Source organism: Pseudolysinimonas sp. (genome assembly GCF_044239695.1).
GTDB lineage: Bacteria > Actinomycetota > Actinomycetes > Actinomycetales > Microbacteriaceae > Pseudolysinimonas_A.
The window spans coordinates 1-17897 of record NZ_JBIIAW010000066.1 but is presented as its reverse complement, the minus strand read 5'-3'; the positions used below and the strand labels follow the sequence as shown (position 1 = coordinate 17897).

General features: G+C 69.7%; 17 protein-coding genes, 1 tRNA gene and 1 pseudogene. 5 read left to right on the top strand and 14 right to left on the bottom strand.

From position 1 onward, the window contains the following. Positions 1–674: hypothetical protein (locus ACILQS_RS10860; protein ID WP_395640142.1), on the bottom strand; the 674-nt coding region annotated here is incomplete at its 3' end. A gap of 118 nt (positions 675–792) precedes the next feature. Here ACILQS_RS10860 and ACILQS_RS10855 point away from each other — a divergent pair. From ACILQS_RS10855 to ACILQS_RS10840, 4 genes are read left to right on the top strand one after another with little or no spacing between them, the layout of a single operon-like run. Next, a complete protein-coding gene (locus ACILQS_RS10855; RefSeq protein WP_395640141.1) occupies positions 793–1470 on the top strand; it encodes a 3-oxoacid CoA-transferase subunit A in 678 nt (225 codons plus the stop codon). After that, positions 1461–2102: a 3-oxoacid CoA-transferase subunit B gene (locus tag ACILQS_RS10850; protein ID WP_395640140.1), complete on the top strand. Its 642-nt coding sequence runs from the start codon at positions 1461–1463 to the stop codon at positions 2100–2102. The genes ACILQS_RS10855 and ACILQS_RS10850 overlap by 10 nt, the downstream gene beginning before the upstream one ends. Before the next feature lie 52 nt (positions 2103–2154). After that, positions 2155–3324: a thiolase family protein gene (locus tag ACILQS_RS10845; protein WP_395640139.1), complete on the top strand. Its 1170-nt coding sequence runs from the start codon at positions 2155–2157 to the stop codon at positions 3322–3324. Between the two features lie 5 nt (positions 3325–3329). Then, a complete protein-coding gene (locus ACILQS_RS10840; RefSeq protein WP_395640138.1) occupies positions 3330–4103 on the top strand; it encodes an IclR family transcriptional regulator C-terminal domain-containing protein in 774 nt (257 codons plus the stop codon). A 205-nt stretch (positions 4104–4308) separates the two neighbouring features. On the opposite strand, the gene ACILQS_RS10835 is transcribed toward ACILQS_RS10840, so the two are convergent. The 9 genes from ACILQS_RS10835 to ACILQS_RS10795 all read right to left on the bottom strand — a co-directional run bounded on the left by ACILQS_RS10835 (position 4309) and on the right by ACILQS_RS10795 (position 15273). After that, positions 4309–4908 carry an isochorismatase family protein gene (locus tag ACILQS_RS10835; RefSeq protein WP_395640137.1) on the bottom strand — a complete coding sequence of 200 codons (600 nt, stop codon included), beginning with the start codon at positions 4906–4908 and terminating at the stop codon, positions 4309–4311. A gap of 25 nt (positions 4909–4933) precedes the next feature. Beyond that, complete coding sequence (gene dacB / locus ACILQS_RS10830; RefSeq protein ID WP_395640136.1) at positions 4934–6472, bottom strand: D-alanyl-D-alanine carboxypeptidase/D-alanyl-D-alanine-endopeptidase; 1539 nt, start codon at positions 6470–6472, stop codon at positions 4934–4936. 135 nt (positions 6473–6607) lie between these two features. Beyond that, positions 6608–7438: a hypothetical protein gene (locus tag ACILQS_RS10825; RefSeq protein WP_395640135.1), complete on the bottom strand. Its 831-nt coding sequence runs from the start codon at positions 7436–7438 to the stop codon at positions 6608–6610. Positions 7439–7618: 180 nt separating this feature from the next. Further along, positions 7619–7694, bottom strand: a tRNA-Thr gene (locus tag ACILQS_RS10820). 32 nt (positions 7695–7726) lie between these two features. After that, positions 7727–8368 carry a TetR family transcriptional regulator gene (locus ACILQS_RS10815; protein ID WP_395640134.1) on the bottom strand — a complete coding sequence of 214 codons (642 nt, stop codon included), beginning with the start codon at positions 8366–8368 and terminating at the stop codon, positions 7727–7729. A 45-nt stretch (positions 8369–8413) separates the two neighbouring features. Continuing rightward, entirely contained in the window at positions 8414–9952 is a 1539-nt protein-coding gene (locus tag ACILQS_RS10810; protein WP_395640133.1) for an alpha/beta hydrolase, read from the bottom strand. A 6-nt stretch (positions 9953–9958) separates the two neighbouring features. Further along, on the bottom strand, positions 9959–11095 hold the full coding sequence (locus ACILQS_RS10805; protein WP_395640132.1) for a DNA polymerase III subunit delta': 1137 nt from the start codon (positions 11093–11095) through the stop codon (positions 9959–9961). A 150-nt stretch (positions 11096–11245) separates the two neighbouring features. Next, entirely contained in the window at positions 11246–13966 is a 2721-nt protein-coding gene (gene topA / locus ACILQS_RS10800) for a type I DNA topoisomerase (RefSeq protein WP_395640131.1), read from the bottom strand. A gap of 92 nt (positions 13967–14058) precedes the next feature. Beyond that, positions 14059–15273 carry a 4-hydroxybenzoate 3-monooxygenase gene (locus tag ACILQS_RS10795; protein WP_395640130.1) on the bottom strand — a complete coding sequence of 405 codons (1215 nt, stop codon included), beginning with the start codon at positions 15271–15273 and terminating at the stop codon, positions 14059–14061. Positions 15274–15416: 143 nt separating this feature from the next. Here ACILQS_RS10795 and ACILQS_RS10790 point away from each other — a divergent pair, with 143 nt between their 5' ends. Continuing rightward, positions 15417–16445: a VOC family protein gene (locus ACILQS_RS10790; protein ID WP_395640129.1), complete on the top strand. Its 1029-nt coding sequence runs from the start codon at positions 15417–15419 to the stop codon at positions 16443–16445. Here the strand turns inward: ACILQS_RS10790 and ACILQS_RS10785 are convergent. From ACILQS_RS10785 to ACILQS_RS10770, 4 genes and pseudogenes are all read right to left on the bottom strand, one after another. Continuing rightward, positions 16438–16800 carry an Rv3654c family TadE-like protein gene (locus ACILQS_RS10785; RefSeq protein WP_395640128.1) on the bottom strand — a complete coding sequence of 121 codons (363 nt, stop codon included), beginning with the start codon at positions 16798–16800 and terminating at the stop codon, positions 16438–16440. The genes ACILQS_RS10790 and ACILQS_RS10785 overlap by 8 nt on opposite strands. Then, a complete protein-coding gene (locus ACILQS_RS10780) occupies positions 16776–17126 on the bottom strand; it encodes a TadE family type IV pilus minor pilin (RefSeq protein WP_395640127.1) in 351 nt (116 codons plus the stop codon). Before ACILQS_RS10780 ends, ACILQS_RS10785 begins: the two co-directional genes overlap by 25 nt. After that, positions 17123–17311, bottom strand: coding sequence for a DUF4244 domain-containing protein (locus tag ACILQS_RS10775; protein ID WP_395640126.1), 189 nt, complete (start codon positions 17309–17311; stop codon positions 17123–17125). The genes ACILQS_RS10780 and ACILQS_RS10775 overlap by 4 nt, the downstream gene beginning before the upstream one ends. 239 nt (positions 17312–17550) lie before the next feature. Further along, positions 17551–17897: pseudogene (locus tag ACILQS_RS10770) on the bottom strand (hypothetical protein); the annotation flags it as partial.

Here is a 17897-nt window from a genome sequence, read left to right as displayed (position 1 = left end):
GGAGACCCTGGCCGGCGCCGTGGATTCGAAGCATCAATGTAGTTCTCGATTCGCAGGCGTTGTGTCTCGATCAGATGCGACTTCAAACGACTCTGCAAATTGGAGAATGGCGCCGGCATTTGCTTCCGTGTCGATTGATTGCCCCCCTCGCGAACACGTGTGCGATACCGGGATTCGAGATCACTCAGCCGAGCTACCTCGCCGTCATCTTGGTCCTCCCAAAGATCATCGCCAATGTTCGCCCAGGAAGTGCTTTCAATTAGGAACTCCTCGAAGCTTCCCGGCGCATACGGCCATGAACCTTTGACGACCCCCTTGCGCTCGATGATGAACATGATGGCAACGCGAGCCTTGCCGGGTAATTCACTCAAGTCGATCGGGCCTTGCTCGAGTTGCTTTAGCGCGCTAAGTCGCGTTCCGTCGGCAAAATCCAACTCCGCGCGATCGAATGGCAGCCTAAGGAGCTTCGCCGCGTCCAGCCGCATTAGCGCGTGGATCGTCTCGAGGAACTTGGTCTTACCGACTCCATTGGGCCCATACAGGATGACGAAATCGCGTTCATCGCTGAATTCAAAGCTGTGAGTGTACTCGCCCAAGACACCGGCCACCGCCGCCCGCTCCAGCTTAAGCGGGCCGTCCTCTGCCGGTTCTGCATTGTCCGCGTCGTCACTCATGGGTTCATGATGGCATTTACGAACCACTTTTGACTAGGCAGCCACGTTGAACCCGAGTTATGCTGTTCTCAAAGAGAACGCTCGTACGCATCCCGAACGAGCGGGTGAGGACATCCGAATGCGGACGAAGATCGTCCCCGACGTCGCTGCCGCCCTCGAGGGCATCCCCGACGGCGCCACGGTGCTCGTCGGAGGCTTCGGTTTGGCGGGCCAGCCGATCGCGCTGATCGACGGACTGCTCGAGGTCGGCACGAAGGATCTGACCATCGTGGCCAACAACGCCGGCAACGGCGACACCGGCCTCGCTGCGCTGCTCAAGGCTGGCCGGGTGCGAAAGGTCGTCTGCTCCTTCCCCCGCCAGGTCGACTCCTACGTGTTCGACGAGCTGTACCGCGCGGGCAAGATCGAGCTCGAGGTCGTTCCGCAGGGCAACCTCGCCGAACGCATCCGCGCGGGCGGCGCCGGCATCGGCGGCTTCTTCTCCCCCACCGGCGTCGGCACGCTCCTCGCCGAAGGCAAGGAGACGCGAGTCATCAACGGGCGTGAATACGTCCTAGAGGAACCGATCAAGGGCGACGTCGCGCTGATCGGCGCGTTCAAGGGCGACCGGCTCGGCAACCTCGTGTACCGCGAGACGAGCCGCAACTTCAATCCCGTGATGGCGACCGCGGCGACCCTCACCGTCGCCCAGGTCGACCGCATCGTCGAGGTCGGCGACCTCGACCCCGAGAGCATCGTGACCCCGGCGCTGTACACCGACCGGGTCGTCGAGGTAGGAGACCGCGCATGGCTGTGAACTCGAGAGCTCTGAACAGAGACGAACTCGCCGAGCGGGTGGCGCACGACATCCCGTATGGCGCCTATGTGAACCTCGGCATCGGCGCGCCGACGCTGGTCGCCGACCACCTCGACCCCGAGCAGGACGTGACGCTGCACACCGAGAACGGACTCCTCGGCATGGGCCGCGCCGCGAAGGGTGACGAGATCGACCCCGACCTCATCAACGCCGGCAAGATCCCGGTGATCGCGGAGCCGGGGGCCGCGTACTTCCACCACGCCGACTCGTTCGCGATGATGCGCGGTGGGCACCTGGATGTCTGCGTGCTCGGCGCATTCCAGGTCAGCGTGAACGGCGACCTCGCCAACTGGCACACCGGCGAACCCGACGCCATCCCGGCGGTCGGCGGCGCCATGGATCTCGCCATCGGCGCGAAGCAGGTCTGGGTGATGACCGACCTGCTGACCAAGGACGGTACGAGCAAGCTGGTGGCGGCTTGCTCGTACCCCTTGACCGGCAAAGGCTGCGTCAGCCGCGTCTACACCGACCGTGCCGTCATCGAGGTGGGCCCAAACGGCGCGAAGGTGCTGGATCTGTTCGGCACCACGCTTGACGAGCTCAGAGAACTCACCGGATTGGAGCTGCACTGATGGCGTTTCGACACGGCCGCTGTGCGGCCTGCTCAACGAACGGATTCTGCCGATGACCGCCGCGTACATCTACGACGCCGTGCGCACGCCGTTCGGCCGGTACGGCAAGGCGCTGGCGGGCATCCGACCGGATGACCTCGCCGCGTCGACGTTGAAGGCCCTCCTCGAACGCCACCCGGGCTTCGACCCCGCGCGCATCGACGACGTCATCCTCGGCGACGCCAACCAGGCCGGGGAAGACAATCGTGACGTCGCCCGCATGGCCGTGCTGCTCGCCGGGCTGCCGACATCCGTTCCCGGAAGCACCACCAATCGGCTCTGCGGGTCGGGGCTGGATGCCGCCATCCAGGCGTCCCGCGCGATCGAGGTCGGCGACGCGCAGGTGATGATCGCCGGCGGCGTCGAGTCGATGAGCCGCGCGCCCTACGTGCTGCTCAAACCCGAGAAGCCCTACCCGGCCGGCAACGAGACCCTCGTCTCGACGACGCTCGGCTGGCGGCTCGTGAACCCGAAGATGCCGTCGGAGTGGACGATTCCGCTCGGCATGAGCGCCGAACTGCTCGCCGAGAAGTACTCCATCTCGCGGGAGGAACAGGATGCCTTCGCCCTGCAGTCGCACCAGCGTGCGGCGGCGGCGTGGGATGCGGGTCTCTTCGACGACGAGATCGTCGCGGTGCCCGGGGTCGACCTGAGCCGCGACGAGTCGATCCGCGCCGACACCACCCTCGACGCCCTCGGCGGGCTGAAGCCGGCGTTCAGCACCGACGGCTCCGTCACGGCGGGCAACGCGTCGCCGCTCAACGACGGCTCGTCGATGGTGCTGCTCGGAGCCGAAGGGGCCCTCGCCACCGAACCCCTCGCCCGCATCACCGGCCGCGGCGTCGCCGGCAACGAGCCGCAGTACTTCGGGGTCGCCCCGGTCGAAGCCGCGAACCGAGCGCTGGCCCGCGCGGGACGCACCTGGGCGGATGTCGACTTCGTCGAGCTCAACGAGGCCTTCGCGTCGCAGACCCTGGCCTGCCTGAAGCTGTGGCCCGAGCTCGACCCGGCGAAGCTCAACATGAACGGCGGCGCGATCGCGATCGGGCATCCGCTCGGGGCGTCGGGCGGCCGGCTCATCGCGCGGGCGTCGCACGAACTGAAGCGTCGCGGCGGCGGGGTCGCGGTCGTCACGATCTGCATCGGCGTCGGCCAGGGGCTCGCGCTCGTTCTGGAGCGGTAGCCGTCGTGCAGGAGCCCGACGGCTCGTCGTACGTGCAGTCGCTCGCGCGCGGGCTCGCGGTCATCCGCGTGTTCGGTGCCGAGCGACCGCGGCTGTCGCTCTCGGACGTCGCGCGCGCGACCGACCTGACCCGGGCATCCGCTCGCCGTTTTCTGCTGACCCTCGAGACCGAGGGCTACGTGCGGCTCCGCGACGGACTGTTCGAACTCACCCCGCGCGTGCTCGAACTCGGGTTCTCGTACCTGTCGGCGCAGTCGCTGCCGGAGGTGGCGCAGCCGCACCTCGAGGCGCTCTCGCACGCGGTCGGGGAGTCGTCGTCGGCCTCCATCCTCGACGGCACCGACATCGTCTACATCGCCCGCGTGCCCACCCGGCGCATCATGTCGGTGGGCATCACGATCGGCACGCGGTTCCCGGCGTATGTGACCTCGATGGGGCGTGTTCTGCTCGCCTTCGCCTCTGCCGAGGAGCGTGACACCTACTTCGACGGTTTCACCCCGACGCGGTTCACGCCGCGCACCGAGGTGTCAGAGTCCGCGTTGCGGGATGAACTCTCACGCGTCGCCGAGCAGGGGTGGTCGCTGATCGACGGGGAGCTCGAAGACGGTCTGCGGGCGCTGGCCGTGCCGGTCACCCGCGGCGGAACCGTCGTCGCCGCGATCAACGTGTCGATGCCGGCATCCGCCGAAGACGCCACCGAGCAGGCCCTGCGCCTCCTCCCCGCGATGCAGCACGCCGCCGCCGCCATCTCGCAGGATCTGGACCTGTCCGCGGGTTGAGTGCCGGGCGTAGCCCGGTGTATCGAAACCCACCCCGGGTTGCCGTCGGTCGGGTTTCGATACACCGCTACGCGGCACTCAACCCGCGAGGGGGCCAGAGGGTGCGACTACAGGCCGCCGAAGAAGACGGTGATCGTGAACAGCACGGCGATGACGATCGCGCCGAGAACGGCTCCGACCATGAGCAGTTGGGCGGCCATGATCCCTATTCTGCCGTACCGGTCGCCAGCAGTTCGGCCCCCGCCGCCGCGAGTTCGCCGAGGGCCGCCTTCGACGACTCCGGGGCGACCCCGGCGACCAGGTCGGTCAGCACCGCGACCTCGCGGCCGGCATCCAGCGCGTCGCGGGCGGAGGCCAGCACGCAGTAGTCGGTGGCGATCCCGGCGACGTGGACGACATCCACGCCCTTCTCGTCGAGCAGGTCGATCAGGTCGTCGCCGTCGTCGGTGACCCCTTCGAAGATCGAGTACGCCGGCACACCCTGCCCCTTCTTCACGTGCACGTCGACAAGCGAGGTGTCGAGAGCGGGGTGGTACGCGGCGCCCGTCGTCTCGGCGACGCAGTGCCGCGGCCAGGTGTCGACGAAGTCGGGGCCCTGCTCACCGGACTCAGCGGCCGCGAAGTGCCCGCCGTTGTCGTTGTCGCCGTCGTGCCAGTCCCGGCTCGCGATCACCAGGTCGTACGCGCCCGGGTTCGCCCGCAGGTACTCGGTGATGCCCTCCGCGACGGCGGCGCCGCCGGTCACCCCGAGCGCACCGCCCTCGGTGAAGTCGTTCTGCACGTCGATGATGAAGAGAGCGCGCATGGCGCCTCCGATCTGTCGGGAGCGGTCAGTTGTTCGAGAGGTTGTCGCCGCAGTTGTAGACCCCGGCGGTGAGGGTGTCGAGGGCGGCGCGGGCGTTGCTTTGGATGCCGTCGCCGATCGCGTAGAACGCGAAGGCGAAGACCGTGCCGTCGGCGTTCTGCACGAGGCCGGCGAGCGAGTACGAGGTGTCGATCCACCCGGTCTTCGCGAACACCTTGCCCCGCGCGACGGCGTTGTCGCCGGTGAACCGTCCCGCCAAGGTGCCGGACTGCCCGGCGACAGGGAGGCCGTCGCGCAGCACCGACAACTCCGGATAGGAGCCGCTGTTCATCGCGACGAGCAGCTGAGTGACCGCGGCCGGCGGCACCGCGTTGAACTCGCTGAGCCCGGAACCGTCCTTGATCGTCAAACCGGTCTGCGGAAGCGCGTACTTGTCGAAGAGCGCACTGGGGATGGCCTGCTGAAGGGATGCCGCAGACCCGTTGAGCGCGGACTGCTTCGACGTGATGCGGGCGAGCATCTCGGCCATCGTGTTGTCGCTCACCTTGAGCATGTAGTCGATGATCGTGCGGATCGGCTGAGACCGCACCTCACCGAGCGGTGAGGACGTGTTGACGGCCGCCCCGGTCGTGATCGTCACCTCGTCGGCGAGCTCGCCCTCGGTGTCGGCGGCGCGGAGCGCCTCGAGGAACCACTGTCCGGCGCGGCCGATCGGGTCGGTGCTGCGCGGGCTGTCCTGCGTCGCCGGGTTGGCGCGGTCACCGTCCACCTGAAGAGCGGTCACCTCGGAGTGGTAGCCCTGGGTCTGCTCGGAGCGCTTCCAGGCCGGATCCCACTTGTCGGCCGCCGACCAGTAGGTCGCGTCGAGCACGAGGCTCGTGATCGGCGCATCCGCGGTGTAGTTCGCGAGCACCTGGGCGGCGAGATCGCTGAGCTTCGGCGCCCCCTTGTAGACGCTCTCCTGCCCGGCGGGAAGTCGACTCAGCGTCGCGTCGCCGCGGCCGACGAGCACGAGGGAACCGGCCTGACTGCCCGGATACACCGAGGTCGTGATCTGGAAGTCCGGGCCGAGGGCCGCCAGCGCGGCTGCGGCGGTGAGGATCTTCAGCACGCTCGCGGTGCGGGCCGGGGTCGTGCCGGCCCGGTCGAAGAGCACCTCGCCGGTGTCGACGCGCACGACGTAGCCGGAGAGTGCCATGAGCCGCGGATCCGTCGCCTGGGCCGCGATCGAGCAGGTGCGGAGCCGGCTGGCGACGAGGTCGCCCTCCGGCACGTCCCGCGGGGGTTCCGGGGTCGGCGTCGCCGTCGGCACGACCGCCTGCGCGGAGCCCACCGAGACCCCGGCGAACACCGCGCCGGTGCCGAGCAGCACGAAGACGACGGCGATCGCCCCGATCAGCCAGCCCGTCGGGTGCTTCGCGAAGAAGGCTCCGAGACCGCGACGCTCGCCACCCTCGGGCGCTTCGCCGTCAGAGTTCGCGGGCTTCGAGCGGGAACCCCGCCGGGGCGCCGGGGCCGCGGCTTCGCGGGCCGCGCGGCGCGAGATCGGCTGCTCGTCGGTCACCCAGCCATGATAGGCGACCCTCCGATGCGGCACCCGGAGAGGGGAACGGCGCCGGAGGGCTCACACCCGCCGCATCCAGACCCGTTCCGGATGCGGCGTGTGAGAGACCTCCGACGCCGTCTTCTTCGGGGGGTCTCAGCAGCCTCCCCAGCGCGCCGCGGCGCGGGTGAAGCTGTACGGCTCGTTCGGCACGCCGCCGTGGGTCATCGCGAAGTAGATGCACACGCCGCCGATGCCGGAGCTCGGACGGTAGAGCGAGTTGCGGTGGCCGGTGGAGTTCCACCACTTCTGCGCGACGGTCGCCCCGGTGTTACCGGAACCGCCGGCGAGGTTGCCATCGCAGCCGTAGGACGGGACGCCGTCGGAGCGGACCGAACCCATGTGGCCCCAGGCGCTGGCCGGGTCGGTGCTCGGGTCCTCGGCCATCCAGAACAGCCGGTCCTCCATGCAGGAGTCGTAGCGGAAGTTCGACATCGGGATGGGCTGCAGGCAGTTCGCGACGCGGATCGAGTTGTAGGCCGCCGCGAAGGAGGCGAGGTCGTCCGAGGTCGTGCCCTGCACGCCACCGCCGGAGACGCGCCCGGGCGCACCCCCGACACCACCGCCGACGTTGCCGGGGCAGGACAGGCCCTGCGCCTGGAGCGCGGCGCGACGCTCGCTGGTGCCGCTCGCCTTCCCGGCCGCCGAGACCGGCGGAAGCGGCTTCGGCACCGGCTTCTGGGCCAGGTGCTCGGTGTCGACCGTCAAGGTCGCCTCGGCCGACGCCTCGACGTCGATGACCTCGGCGGCGGCGTCGAGCACGACGGCTGACGTGTCGACGAAGAGCGACGCCCGCGCGACCGGAGCGGCCACGGCGGGCGCGGCATTCGCGGGCGTCAGGAAGGAAGGTCCCCCACCGCCGACGAACGGCAGCACGAGAACCATGACCGTCGTGAAAACGGCCCCCAGGAAAAGTGAACGCTTCATGTTCTCGGGCCCCCCGACCCGTAGACGCGGTCCCCCCGGACCATTGCGTCGAGGCGCATCTTGCGCCGTGAAGAGGACGCTACGCCCCCGCGGATGCGGGTGACAAGGCCCAAAGACCTATTACCACGGGGTCTCCCCGCGAACTGGGGGCACGAAACGCCTTACGGCGAGGGATTCAGGTGGAGCCGCCCAAGGGAATCGAACCCTTGACCTTCTCATTACGAGTGAGATGCTCTGCCGACTGAGCTAGGGCGGCGGACCCGGCGTGGCCGGGAACCGTCGAGAAGCTTAGCCGACGCCGGGCGGTCGGGTCGACGCGATCAGTTCCGCCCCCTGTTCGAACGAGCGCTCGACGAGTTCCGGCAGCCCGGGCGAGGCATCGGGATGGTCCAGCCACGAGAACCAGGCGTGGCGGATGAACGAGAATCCGGTGAGCGCGGCCAAGCGGGCGCGGTCGAGGGCTTCGGATGCCGACAGCTCCGGGTGTTCGGCCTGCAGGCGACGCTGCACGAGGTCGGTGAGTTCCTGCTCGTAGCGGTGCACGTTCGCCATCCGCCGCACCCCCAGCTCGGGATGGATCTTGCTGAGCGCCCGCCGTTCGGCGACGAGTTCGGCGTCGGCCAGAAGGGCGTGCGACCCCTCCACGATCACCCGACCGAGCCCGCGCAGCACCGGTCCCCGGTCGGCGATGAACCACTCGACCGCCGGGTTGCCCTCGAGGGTCGGCACGTCGCCGAGGATCGCATCCTCTTTCGAGGGGAAGTAGTTGAAGAAGGTGCGCGGCGAGACGTCGGCGAGACGGGCCATCTCGTCGACCGTGGCCGCGTCGAGCCCCCGCTCGCGCACCACCCGCAGTGCGGCGTGCTGGATCGCGCGTCGCGTCGCGAGGCGTTTGCGCTCGCGCAGGCCGGGCTCGGCGGGAGACGTCATCCGGCTATTTTATTGCACCACCTGCAAACTTGCACCGACCCGGGATCAGCACCGCGGGTCGTCCGACGGCACCACGTCGTCGATGAAGAAGGCGTCGACGACGCCCTGCACGCACGGATTGCCCGTCGTATACGCCGTGTGGCCCTCACCCTCGTACGTGACGAGGTGCCCGTTCTCCAACTGATCGGCGAGCGCCACCGCCCAGACGTAGGGCGTCGCCGGGTCGTTCGTCGTGCCGAGCACGAGGATGTCGGCCGAGCCCTCCGCGACGATGTCGACGCGCTGCCGCGTCGGCGGGAACGGCCAGGACTCGCACAGCGTGCCGCCGTACGACATCACCGGCCCGAAGATCGGCGCCGCCTCGGCGAGCGACGCCGCCTCGGCGCGCATCGTGTCGTTCGTCACCACGCTCTCGTAGTCGAGGCAGTTGATCGAGATGAACGCCTCCGTCGAGTTGTCGCGGTAGGTGCCGTCGGAGTTGCGGCCGTTGTAGTTGTCGGCGAGGAAGAACGCGGTCGTGGTGTCCCCCGCGGCGACCTCGGTGAACAAGTCGTCGAGGAACGGCCAGCTCTCCTGGTTGTAGAGGGGCAGGATGATCGCGATGAACATCGTGCCGCCCCAGAGCAGCCGGCCGTCGGGGGCGCGGATCGGATCCTCGTTGAGGGCGCCCAGCAGCTCGCCGGTCTGCACCATCGCGTCGTCGACCGTTCCGCCGAACGGGCACGCCTCGCGCGTGACGCAGTCCTCGAGGTAGGCCCGGAACGCGCTCTCGAAGCCCACGGCCTGCGTCTTCGTCACCTCGAAGTCGGTCGTCGACGGGTCGATCGCCCCATCGAGCACGAGGTGCCCGGTGTTCTGCGGGTAGAGGTCGGCGTAGGTGGCACCGAGGAACGTGCCGTACGAGTAGCCGAGGAAGTTGAGCTTCTCGTCGCCGAGCACCGCCCGCAGCAGGTCGAGGTCACGGGCCGCGCTGACGGTGTCGACGAACTGCAGCAGCGGACCGGTGAACTCCAGGCAGGCCGCCGCGAACTCGGCGTTCGACTCGGCGAGATCGGCGATCCAGGCGTCCGACCCGATCGGGCCGGCCTCGTCGGTCGTGCCGTCGCCGTAGTTGAACGTGTCGAGGAACGCGGGGTCGTCGTAGCAGGAGACGGCCGAGGAGCGCCCGACCCCGCGGGGGTCGAAGCCGACGATGTCGTAGCTGCCCTGCAGCGTCGCGCTCGTCGCGTAGTCGACGCTGTCGTAGACGAAGTCGTAGCCGGATCCTCCGGGGCCGCCGGGGTTCACCAGCAGCGAACCGAGCTTCGTACCGGTCGCCGGGTGCCGCACGAGCGCGAGCTCGATCTCGGCCTCCGCCGGGTTCGCCCAGTCCATCGGGGCGCGCGCGGTCGTGCACAGCAGCCCGCCGCCGCAGGACTGCCAGGTGAGCACCTGGTGGTAGTACTCGACGAGGTCGGCGGCGACCTCCTCGTTCGTGGGCTGCGACGTCGACTCGATGGTCGGCGGCTGGAACCACTGGAGGCATCCGGAGAGGAGGGTGGTCACGGCGACGGCGCCGACCAGGGCGAGAGCGAGGCGTTTCATCGGGTCCTATCGCGACGGCGCGGCGTCGCGCACCGCGGTGATCAGCATCGCCTCGAGAGCGAGAGCGGGAGCGACGTTGCCTTCGATGCGCGTGCGCGCCTCGGTGATGGCGTCGAGGGTGGCGAGCGTCGCAGCCGGCGTGGTCGCCCGGGCCGCGGCCTCCAGTGCGGAGTAGATGGCGAGATTCACCGGATCGCTGCCCACCCCCAACTGCAGTAGCAGGATGTCGCGGTACAGCGACAGCAGATCGACCAGGATGCGGTCGAGCCCGTCGCGCAGCGACCGCGTGGCCCGGCGCTTCTGATCCTCTTCGAGGCTCTTCAACTGCGCGCGCAGGCCCGGGGGGACCGTGCCACCCGGTTCGATGCCGAGCGAGCGCAGGGCCGACTCGCGCTCCTCGGCGTCGCGTTCCTCGGTGATCGCCTTCGCGTCGGCCCCGGCGACCTCGAGCAACTCGGCGGCCGCGAGCACGGCCCCCGACACGCTGCGGATGCCGAGCGCGAGCTCGAGGGTGCGGGCCCGCCGCGTGCGCGCCTCGGCGTTCGTCGCGAGGCGATGCGCCATCCCGATGTGGCTCTGCGCCTCGCGCGCGGCGCGGGTCGCGTCGGGCAGGCTGATGCCGTCGCGGCGGGAGATCAGCTCGGCGACCTCGTCGACGGCGGGCACCCGCAGTCGCACCGTGCGCACACGGCTGCGCACGGTCGGCAGCAGGTCGGCGTCGCTCGGCGCGCAGAGGATCCAGATGGTGCGCGGCGGCGGTTCCTCGAGCGCCTTCAGCAGCACGTTGCTGGAGAGCTCGGCCATGCGGTCGGCATCCTCGATCACCATGACGCGGTAGCGGCCCACCGACGGCGAGAAGTAGCTCTGGGTGACGAAGTCCTTCACGTCCTTGCGCAGGATCGTGACGCCCTCCGTGCTCAGCACGCCGAGGTCGGGATGCGTGCGGGCCTCGACCTGCGCGTCGGTGGCCTCCTCGTCGCCGGGACGCGCGATCAGCGCCGACGCGAAGGCGTACGCCAGCACCGAGCGCCCGGACCCAGGAGGCCCGGTGAGGAGCCACGAGTGCGTGAGGCCGTCACCGGCGGCCGCGGCACGGAGCTGCGCGACGGCCTCGGCCTGCCCGGTGAGGTCGTCCCAGCTCATACCCACAGCGTAGGTGGCACCGCCCCCACCGCGGGTTGAGTGCCCGCGCATCGCGCGGGTGTATCGAAACCCAGCCGACGAGTTGCCCGGGGGCGGTTTCGATACACCGGCTGCGCCGGCACTCAACCCGCGAGGGCGGGCGAGGCGGGCCTACTTCTTCTTCGCGGGAGCGCGACGGGCAGCGGGCTTCTTCTTGACGACCGGACCCTTCGCACGCTTGTCGGCGAGCATCTGCACCGCCCGCTCGAAGTCGATCGACTCGATGTCCTCACCGCGCGGGATCGTGACGTTGGTGATCGAATCGGTGACGTACGCCCCGAACCGGCCGTCGCGGATGCGGATCGGCTTGCCCGACTCGGGGTCGGCGTCGAACTCCTTGAGCGCGCTCGAGGTGCGGGCGGCGCCGTACTTCGGAGACGCGAGGATCTCGAGGGCCTTGTCGAGCGTGAGGTCGAAGATCTGCTCTTCCGACTCGAGCGAACGCGAGTCGGTGCCCTTCTTCAGGTACGGACCGTAGCGCCCGTTCTGCGTCGTGATGTCGACCCCGGTCTCGGGATCCTGCCCGACGACGCGCGGCAGGCTCAGCAGCTTGAGCGCGGTCTCGAGGTCGACCGTCATCGGGTCCATCGACTTGAAGAGGGATGCCGTGCGCGGCTTCACCGCGGGCGTCTTCTTCTTCGCGGGGGCCCGCTTCGGCTTCTCGCCGGGAGCAGCTTCGGCGACGGGCGCCGGCTCGGGCGCGGGCTCCGGCTCGGGTTCGAGCTCGGTCACATAGGGTCCGTACCGGCCGTCCTTCGCCGCGATCTGCTTGCCGGTCTCGGGGTTCACCCCGAGGATGCGGTCGCCGACGACAGGCGCCTCGATGAGCTCCTTCGCCTTCGCGGGGGTGAGTTCGTCGGGGGCCAGCTCCGGCGGCACGTTGACGCGGCGCGGCGTGCCGTCGGCCGACTCCGGGTCGGGCGTCTCGAGGTAGGGGCCGTACTTGCCGATGCGCAGCGTGATGTCGCCGGCGAGCTTCACCGAGTTGATGTCGCGCGCGTCGATCTCACCGAGGTTGTCGACGACCGTGCGCAGGCCGCGGTGGGTGGCGTTGCCGAAGTAGAAGCCGGTGAGCCAGTCGACGCGGCTCTCCTCGCCGCCGGCGATGCGGTCGAGGTCCTCCTCCATCTCGGCGGTGAAGTCGTACTGCACGAGATCCGCGAAGTGGTCTTCGAGCAACCGCACGACGCTGAACGCGATCCAGTTCGGCACGAGGGCCGTGCCGCGCGGGGTGACGTAGCCGCGGTCGATGATCGTCGAGATGATGCTCGCGAACGTCGACGGACGGCCGATCCCCAGCTCTTCGAGCGTCTTCACGAGGCTCGCCTCGGTGTAGCGCGGCGGCGGGGAGGTCTCGTGACCCTTCGCCTCCAGCTGCTCGAGGGTGAGCACCTCGCCGATCGTCAGGTTCGGCAGGCGCTTCTCGTCGTCGTCCGTCTTGGCCTCGGGGTCGCGGGCCTCGTCCTTGCCTTCCTCATAGGCGGCGAGGAAGCCCCGGAAGGTGATGACGGTGCCGGATGCGGTGAACTCAGGCGTCCCGGCATCCTCGGTCTGTCCGGCGATCGTGACGGATGCCGTCGAGCCGCGGGCGTCGGCCATCTGCGAGGCGACCGTGCGCTTCCAGATCAGGTCGTACAGCTTGAAGTCGTTGCCGCGCAGCACCGTGCTCAATTCGGCGGGGGTCTTGAAGACGTCCCCGGCCGGGCGGATGGCTTCGTGGGCCTCCTGCGCGTTCTTGCTCTTGCCGGTGTAGACGCGCGGCTTCTCGGGAACCGTCTCGGCGCCGTACAACTGCGCCGCCTGGTTGCGCGCCGCATCCACCGCCTGCTGCGACAGGTTCGGCGAGTCGGTGCGCATATAGGTGATGTGGCCGTTCTCGTAGAGCCCCTGCGCGACGCTCATCGTCTGGCGGGCCGAGAACCGCAGCTTGCGCGCGGCCTCCTGCTGGAGGGTGCTCGTGGTGAACGGCGCGGCGGGACGGCGCGTGTAGGGCTTGGTCTCGAGGTTGGTGACCGCGAAGGATGCCGTGTCGGCGCGCAGGGCGGAGGCCAGCTTCTCGGCGGCGGCCTCGTCGAGCGCCACCACGTCGCCGGTGAGCACGCCGCGGTCGTCGAAGTCGCGGCCGGAAGCGATGCGCTTGCCGTCGAGGCGCACCATCTTCGCCTGGAAGGTCTCCTTCTCGTGCCCGAGTTCGGCGGTGAGATCCCAGTAGACGGCGGAGACGAAGGCGAGCCGTTCGCGCTCCCGGTCGACGACGAGCCGGGTGGCGGCCGACTGCACCCGGCCGGCGGACAGGCCCGGACCGACCTTGCGCCAGAGCACCGGGCTGACCTCGAAGCCGTAGAGACGGTCGAGGATGCGGCGGGTCTCCTGCGCGTCGACGAGCGCGGTGTCGATGTCGCGGGTGTTCTCCTGCGCACGCTGGATGGCTTCCTGGGTGATCTCGTGGAACACCATGCGCTTGACCGGGACCTTGGGCTTGAGCTCATCCAGCAGGTGCCACGCGATGGCTTCGCCCTCGCGGTCCTCATCTGTCGCGAGGTAGAGCGCGTCGGCGTTCTTCAGCGCCTTCTTGAGGTCGGCGACCGTGCGCTTCTTCTCTTCGCTGACCACGTAATAGGGAGCGAAGCCGTTCTCGACGTCGATCGAGAACTTGCCCAGCGACCCCTTCTTCAGCTCCGGCGGGAGGTTCTTCGGCTCCACCAGATCGCGGATGTGGCCGACCGAGGCGAGCACCTCGAAGCCGTCGCCGAGGTACTGGCCGATCGTCTTCGCCTTGGCGGGCGACTCCACGATGACCAGGATGCGTCCGGCGGTCTTCGACTCGGGCACGGTTCTCCTTCTGTCCGGAGCACACCCTACACACGAAGACCGGGCTTGGCCGTCAGCGTCCCACCCGGGGTGACGGCGCGGACGAACGAGGCTCAGGCCGCGACAGCGGGAAGCGGTGCCGACCAGATCCCGTCGACGGTCTCGAACGGCCACCCCACGTAGTACTCCGCGAGATAGCGCCGACCGCCCTCCGACGAGAACAGCGTGCGCAGCTCGCCGAGCTGGCGGTGCCGATCGAACTCGTCGGCGTCGGGGGCGCGGTGGGTCATGCTCGTCATCCACCAGGAGAAGTGCTGCGACGACCAGATCCGCTTCATCGCCCGGTCGCTGAACCCGTCGATCGGGCGCTCGTCGCCGTACAGCAGCAGCTCGCGGAGGCTGCCCGCGAGAAGCACGACGTCGGCGACCGCCATGTTGATCCCCTTCGCCCCGGTCGGCGGAACCGTGTGCGCCGCGTCGCCGACGATCGCGATCCGGCCGCGGCGCAGCGTGCTCGCCACGAAGCTGCGGAACCGCAACACGTCGCGCCGCGTGATCGGCCCCTGCTGCAGGGTCTTGCCCGGGATCCGCCGCTGCAGCTCGGCCCACAACTCCGCCTCGGTGAAGGCGTCGGGGTCGGTCTCGGGATCGCACTGGAAGTACAGGCGCTGCAGCGTGTCGGTGCGCTGGCTGATGAGGGCGAATCCGTCGGGCGACGCCGAGTACATCAGCTCCTTCGACACCCGGGTCGTCGCCGCGAGGATGCCGAACCACGCGTACGGGTACTCGCGGAAGTAGCCGCCGTGCGAGGAGCCGGTCACGACCGGACGCACGATCGACCGCGCCCCATCGGCGCCGACGAGGAAGTCGCACACGATGTCGTAGGCGCCCTCGGCATCCTGGACGCGGAGCACCGGCTGGTCGCTGTCGATGACGGCGACGGCGGTGGTCTCGAACCGCAGGTCCTGACCGGCGCCGAGCCGCGTCGCGATCTGGTCGATGAGCACCGAGTGCTGGGGGTACAGGTACGCGTGCCGGCCGGTCAGCGCCGGGAAGTCGAGCCGGTGGGGTTCGCCGTCGAACCAGACCTCGATGCCGTCGTGGCGTTCCGCGACGGTCGCGGCGTGCGGCGTGGAGCCGGACTGGATGAGGAACTGCACCGTGCCGTACTCGAGCGTGCCGGCCTTCACCGTGCCCTCGATGTCGGCGCGCGTGCGCTGATCGACGATGACGGACTCGATGCCGTCGTTGGCGAGCAGCTGCGAGAGCAGGAGCCCGGCGGGGCCGGCCCCCACGATCGCCACTCGGGTGCGCAGGGTTCGGGACATGTCGGCCTCCTCGTCGAACGGGTGTCGTCGTGACGGCTCCACGGTTCCACCGGCATCACTATCGACGTAGGGACTTTGGTCCTGCCGACGACGGGGAGCTCCGTCCTAATCTCCGAACTGTCACATTCCCGAAGGAGACGCTGATGTCCGACCCCGCCAACAACGACCTCGCACACATGGGACAGGTCGAGTTGTTCACTCCGAAGTTCGACGAGAGCCTCTGGTTCTTCTCCGAACTCTGCGCGATGCGGGTCGTCGCCGAGACGTCGGAGTCGGCGTACCTGCGCTGCTGGGACGAGTACCAGAACTACACGGTGAAGCTCACCCGGTCCGACACCAACGGGGTCGGACGCACGATGTTCCGTGCGACCAGCCAGGAAGCCCTCGACCGCAAGGTGGCGGCGATCACGGATGCCGGGCTCGGGCTCGGCTGGCGCGACCCCGAGGTCGGCATCGGCCGCAGCTTCGCCTTCACCGATCCCGACGGCCACGCGATGGCGATCCACTACGACACCGAGCTCTACGTGCCCGACGAGCTCGACCGGCCCGCGCTGAAGAACCAGGCGTCGAGGTTCCCGGGCCGGGGCGTCAACACCCGCCGCATGGACCACATCAACTACCTGTGCTCCGACGTGAACGCGAACGGCGAGTTCTGGCGCGACGTGATGCGCAGCCGCGAATCCGAGCGGGTCCGCCTCGACGACGGCGGCTTCGGAGCCTGGTGGTTCCGCTTCGCGCAGAAGTCGTACGACGTCGTGTACTCCGCGGACTTCTCGGGCGCGAAGGCCCGGTTCCACCACTTCGCGTTCGCGACCGACACCCGCGAGGACATCCTCAAGGCGGCGGACATCTTCCTGGAGAACGGCATCCACATCGAGTACGGGCCCTACAAGCACGCGATCAACCAGACCTTCTTCCTCTACGTCTGGGAGCCCGGGGGCAACCGCATCGAGTTCGCCAACGCCGGCGCCCGGCTGCTGATGGACCCGGACTGGCCGGTCGTCGAGTGGACTCAGGCCGAGCGGGCGAAGGGCCAGGCGTGGGGAGCGAAGACCATCCCGACCTTCCACACCCACGGCACCCCGTCGCTGCCGAACCAGGAGCAGATCGACGCCGCGGCGCTCGCCGGCGAGTTCGACCTCGACAAGCACCTCGAAGTTCCGGTCAGTTAGCCCCAGGCGGCGGGCCCGCGCGGGCGGTCGCCGTCACCGTGACACCCGCGATCGGCGCCGACACCACGACCGTGGCGACCACCCCGTCGACCTCGCACCGGGCGACCGTCGCGCCGTACGACGCGACGACCGTCCGGGCCGCCTCGCACGGAACCCCCGGGAGGATGCCGAGCGCGGTGTCCGACGCGGCGAGCGCGCCGGCGTCGGCGGCCGCGATCACGCGCTGACGGGCGGCGAGCGCCGAGCCGACCCCCACTGCCGCGAGGGTCAGCACGGTCAGCATCGCGAGCGCGGTGAGGGCGAGGATGCCGCCCGAGCCGCGCTCCCCCGCTACGGCCGGTCGTCGAGGGCGCACGCTCCCGCCCTCGCCCTCAGGCCGAGCACGGCTACCGGGCCGATCGGAGCCACCTCGACCCGCACACAGCGCAGGTCGCCGTCGGCCCAGTCGCTCAACCCCGCACCCGGCACCTGGCGCTCGAGCCGCGCCGCCACCGCCGACGCCGAGTCGCCGCGCCCGAGACCGCGGGCGGCGTCGGCCGCAGCATCCTGCACCCGCACCTGGAGCGCGGTGACCTGCACGCCGCCGAGGAGCAGCGCGACGACGCCGAGCACCGCGGGGAACGCGAGCGCGAACTCGGCGGTCGCGCTCCCCCGATCGCCCCGCCACCCGCCGCCGGTCATCCGGCCGAGTTGAGCGCGCGCTGCACGAGATCGGTCAGGATCGCCTGCACCTCGCCCGACCGCAGGATGACCACGAGCAGCCCGGCGAACCCGACGGCCGCCATGATGACGATCGCGTACTCCGCCGTCGCTGCACCGGCGTCATCACGCAGCCGCGCCGCCATCCGCTGAATCCTCTGACGCATCACGTACCTCTTACTCTCCCGCTCTCGCGGGCTCCGGGGCACGAGCACGTCCAGCGTGCGCGCCGCCCCGTCGACGGCGTCCCGCCAGCTCGAAGGATGACCGGATCCAGACCGTGCCGAGCCTGTGCAGGACGCGCCGCGTCCCGGCCCGACTTCCCTCGCGAGAGGGTGTTGCGACCCCAGGGAACCCCACGCGCGAGGTTCCCCGGGGTCAGAGAACCCGCTATGACGAAGAGCAGTCACAGCACGTCGAGGGTCGAGCCGATCATCGCCAGCAGGAGGGGCGCGACACCGAGCGCGACGAACGCCGGAAGCACGCACAGCCCGAGCGGGAGCAGCAGGCGGGTGCCGAGCGCGGCGATCCGCATCCGCACTGCGGCCTGGGCGTCGCGACGCACCTCACGTGCCTCCGCCCGCAGCAGCGCGGCCACCGGCACCCCGGCGCGTTGGGCGAAGTCGATCGCCGGTGCCGCGGTGCCGTCGGCCGGCAACCCCGCCTCCGCGAGAGCCGCCGCGACACGCTCGACGGCGGCCGACGCCGGCGCCCCGCCCGACACGGCGACGGCGACCAGTTCGCAGCCGAGAC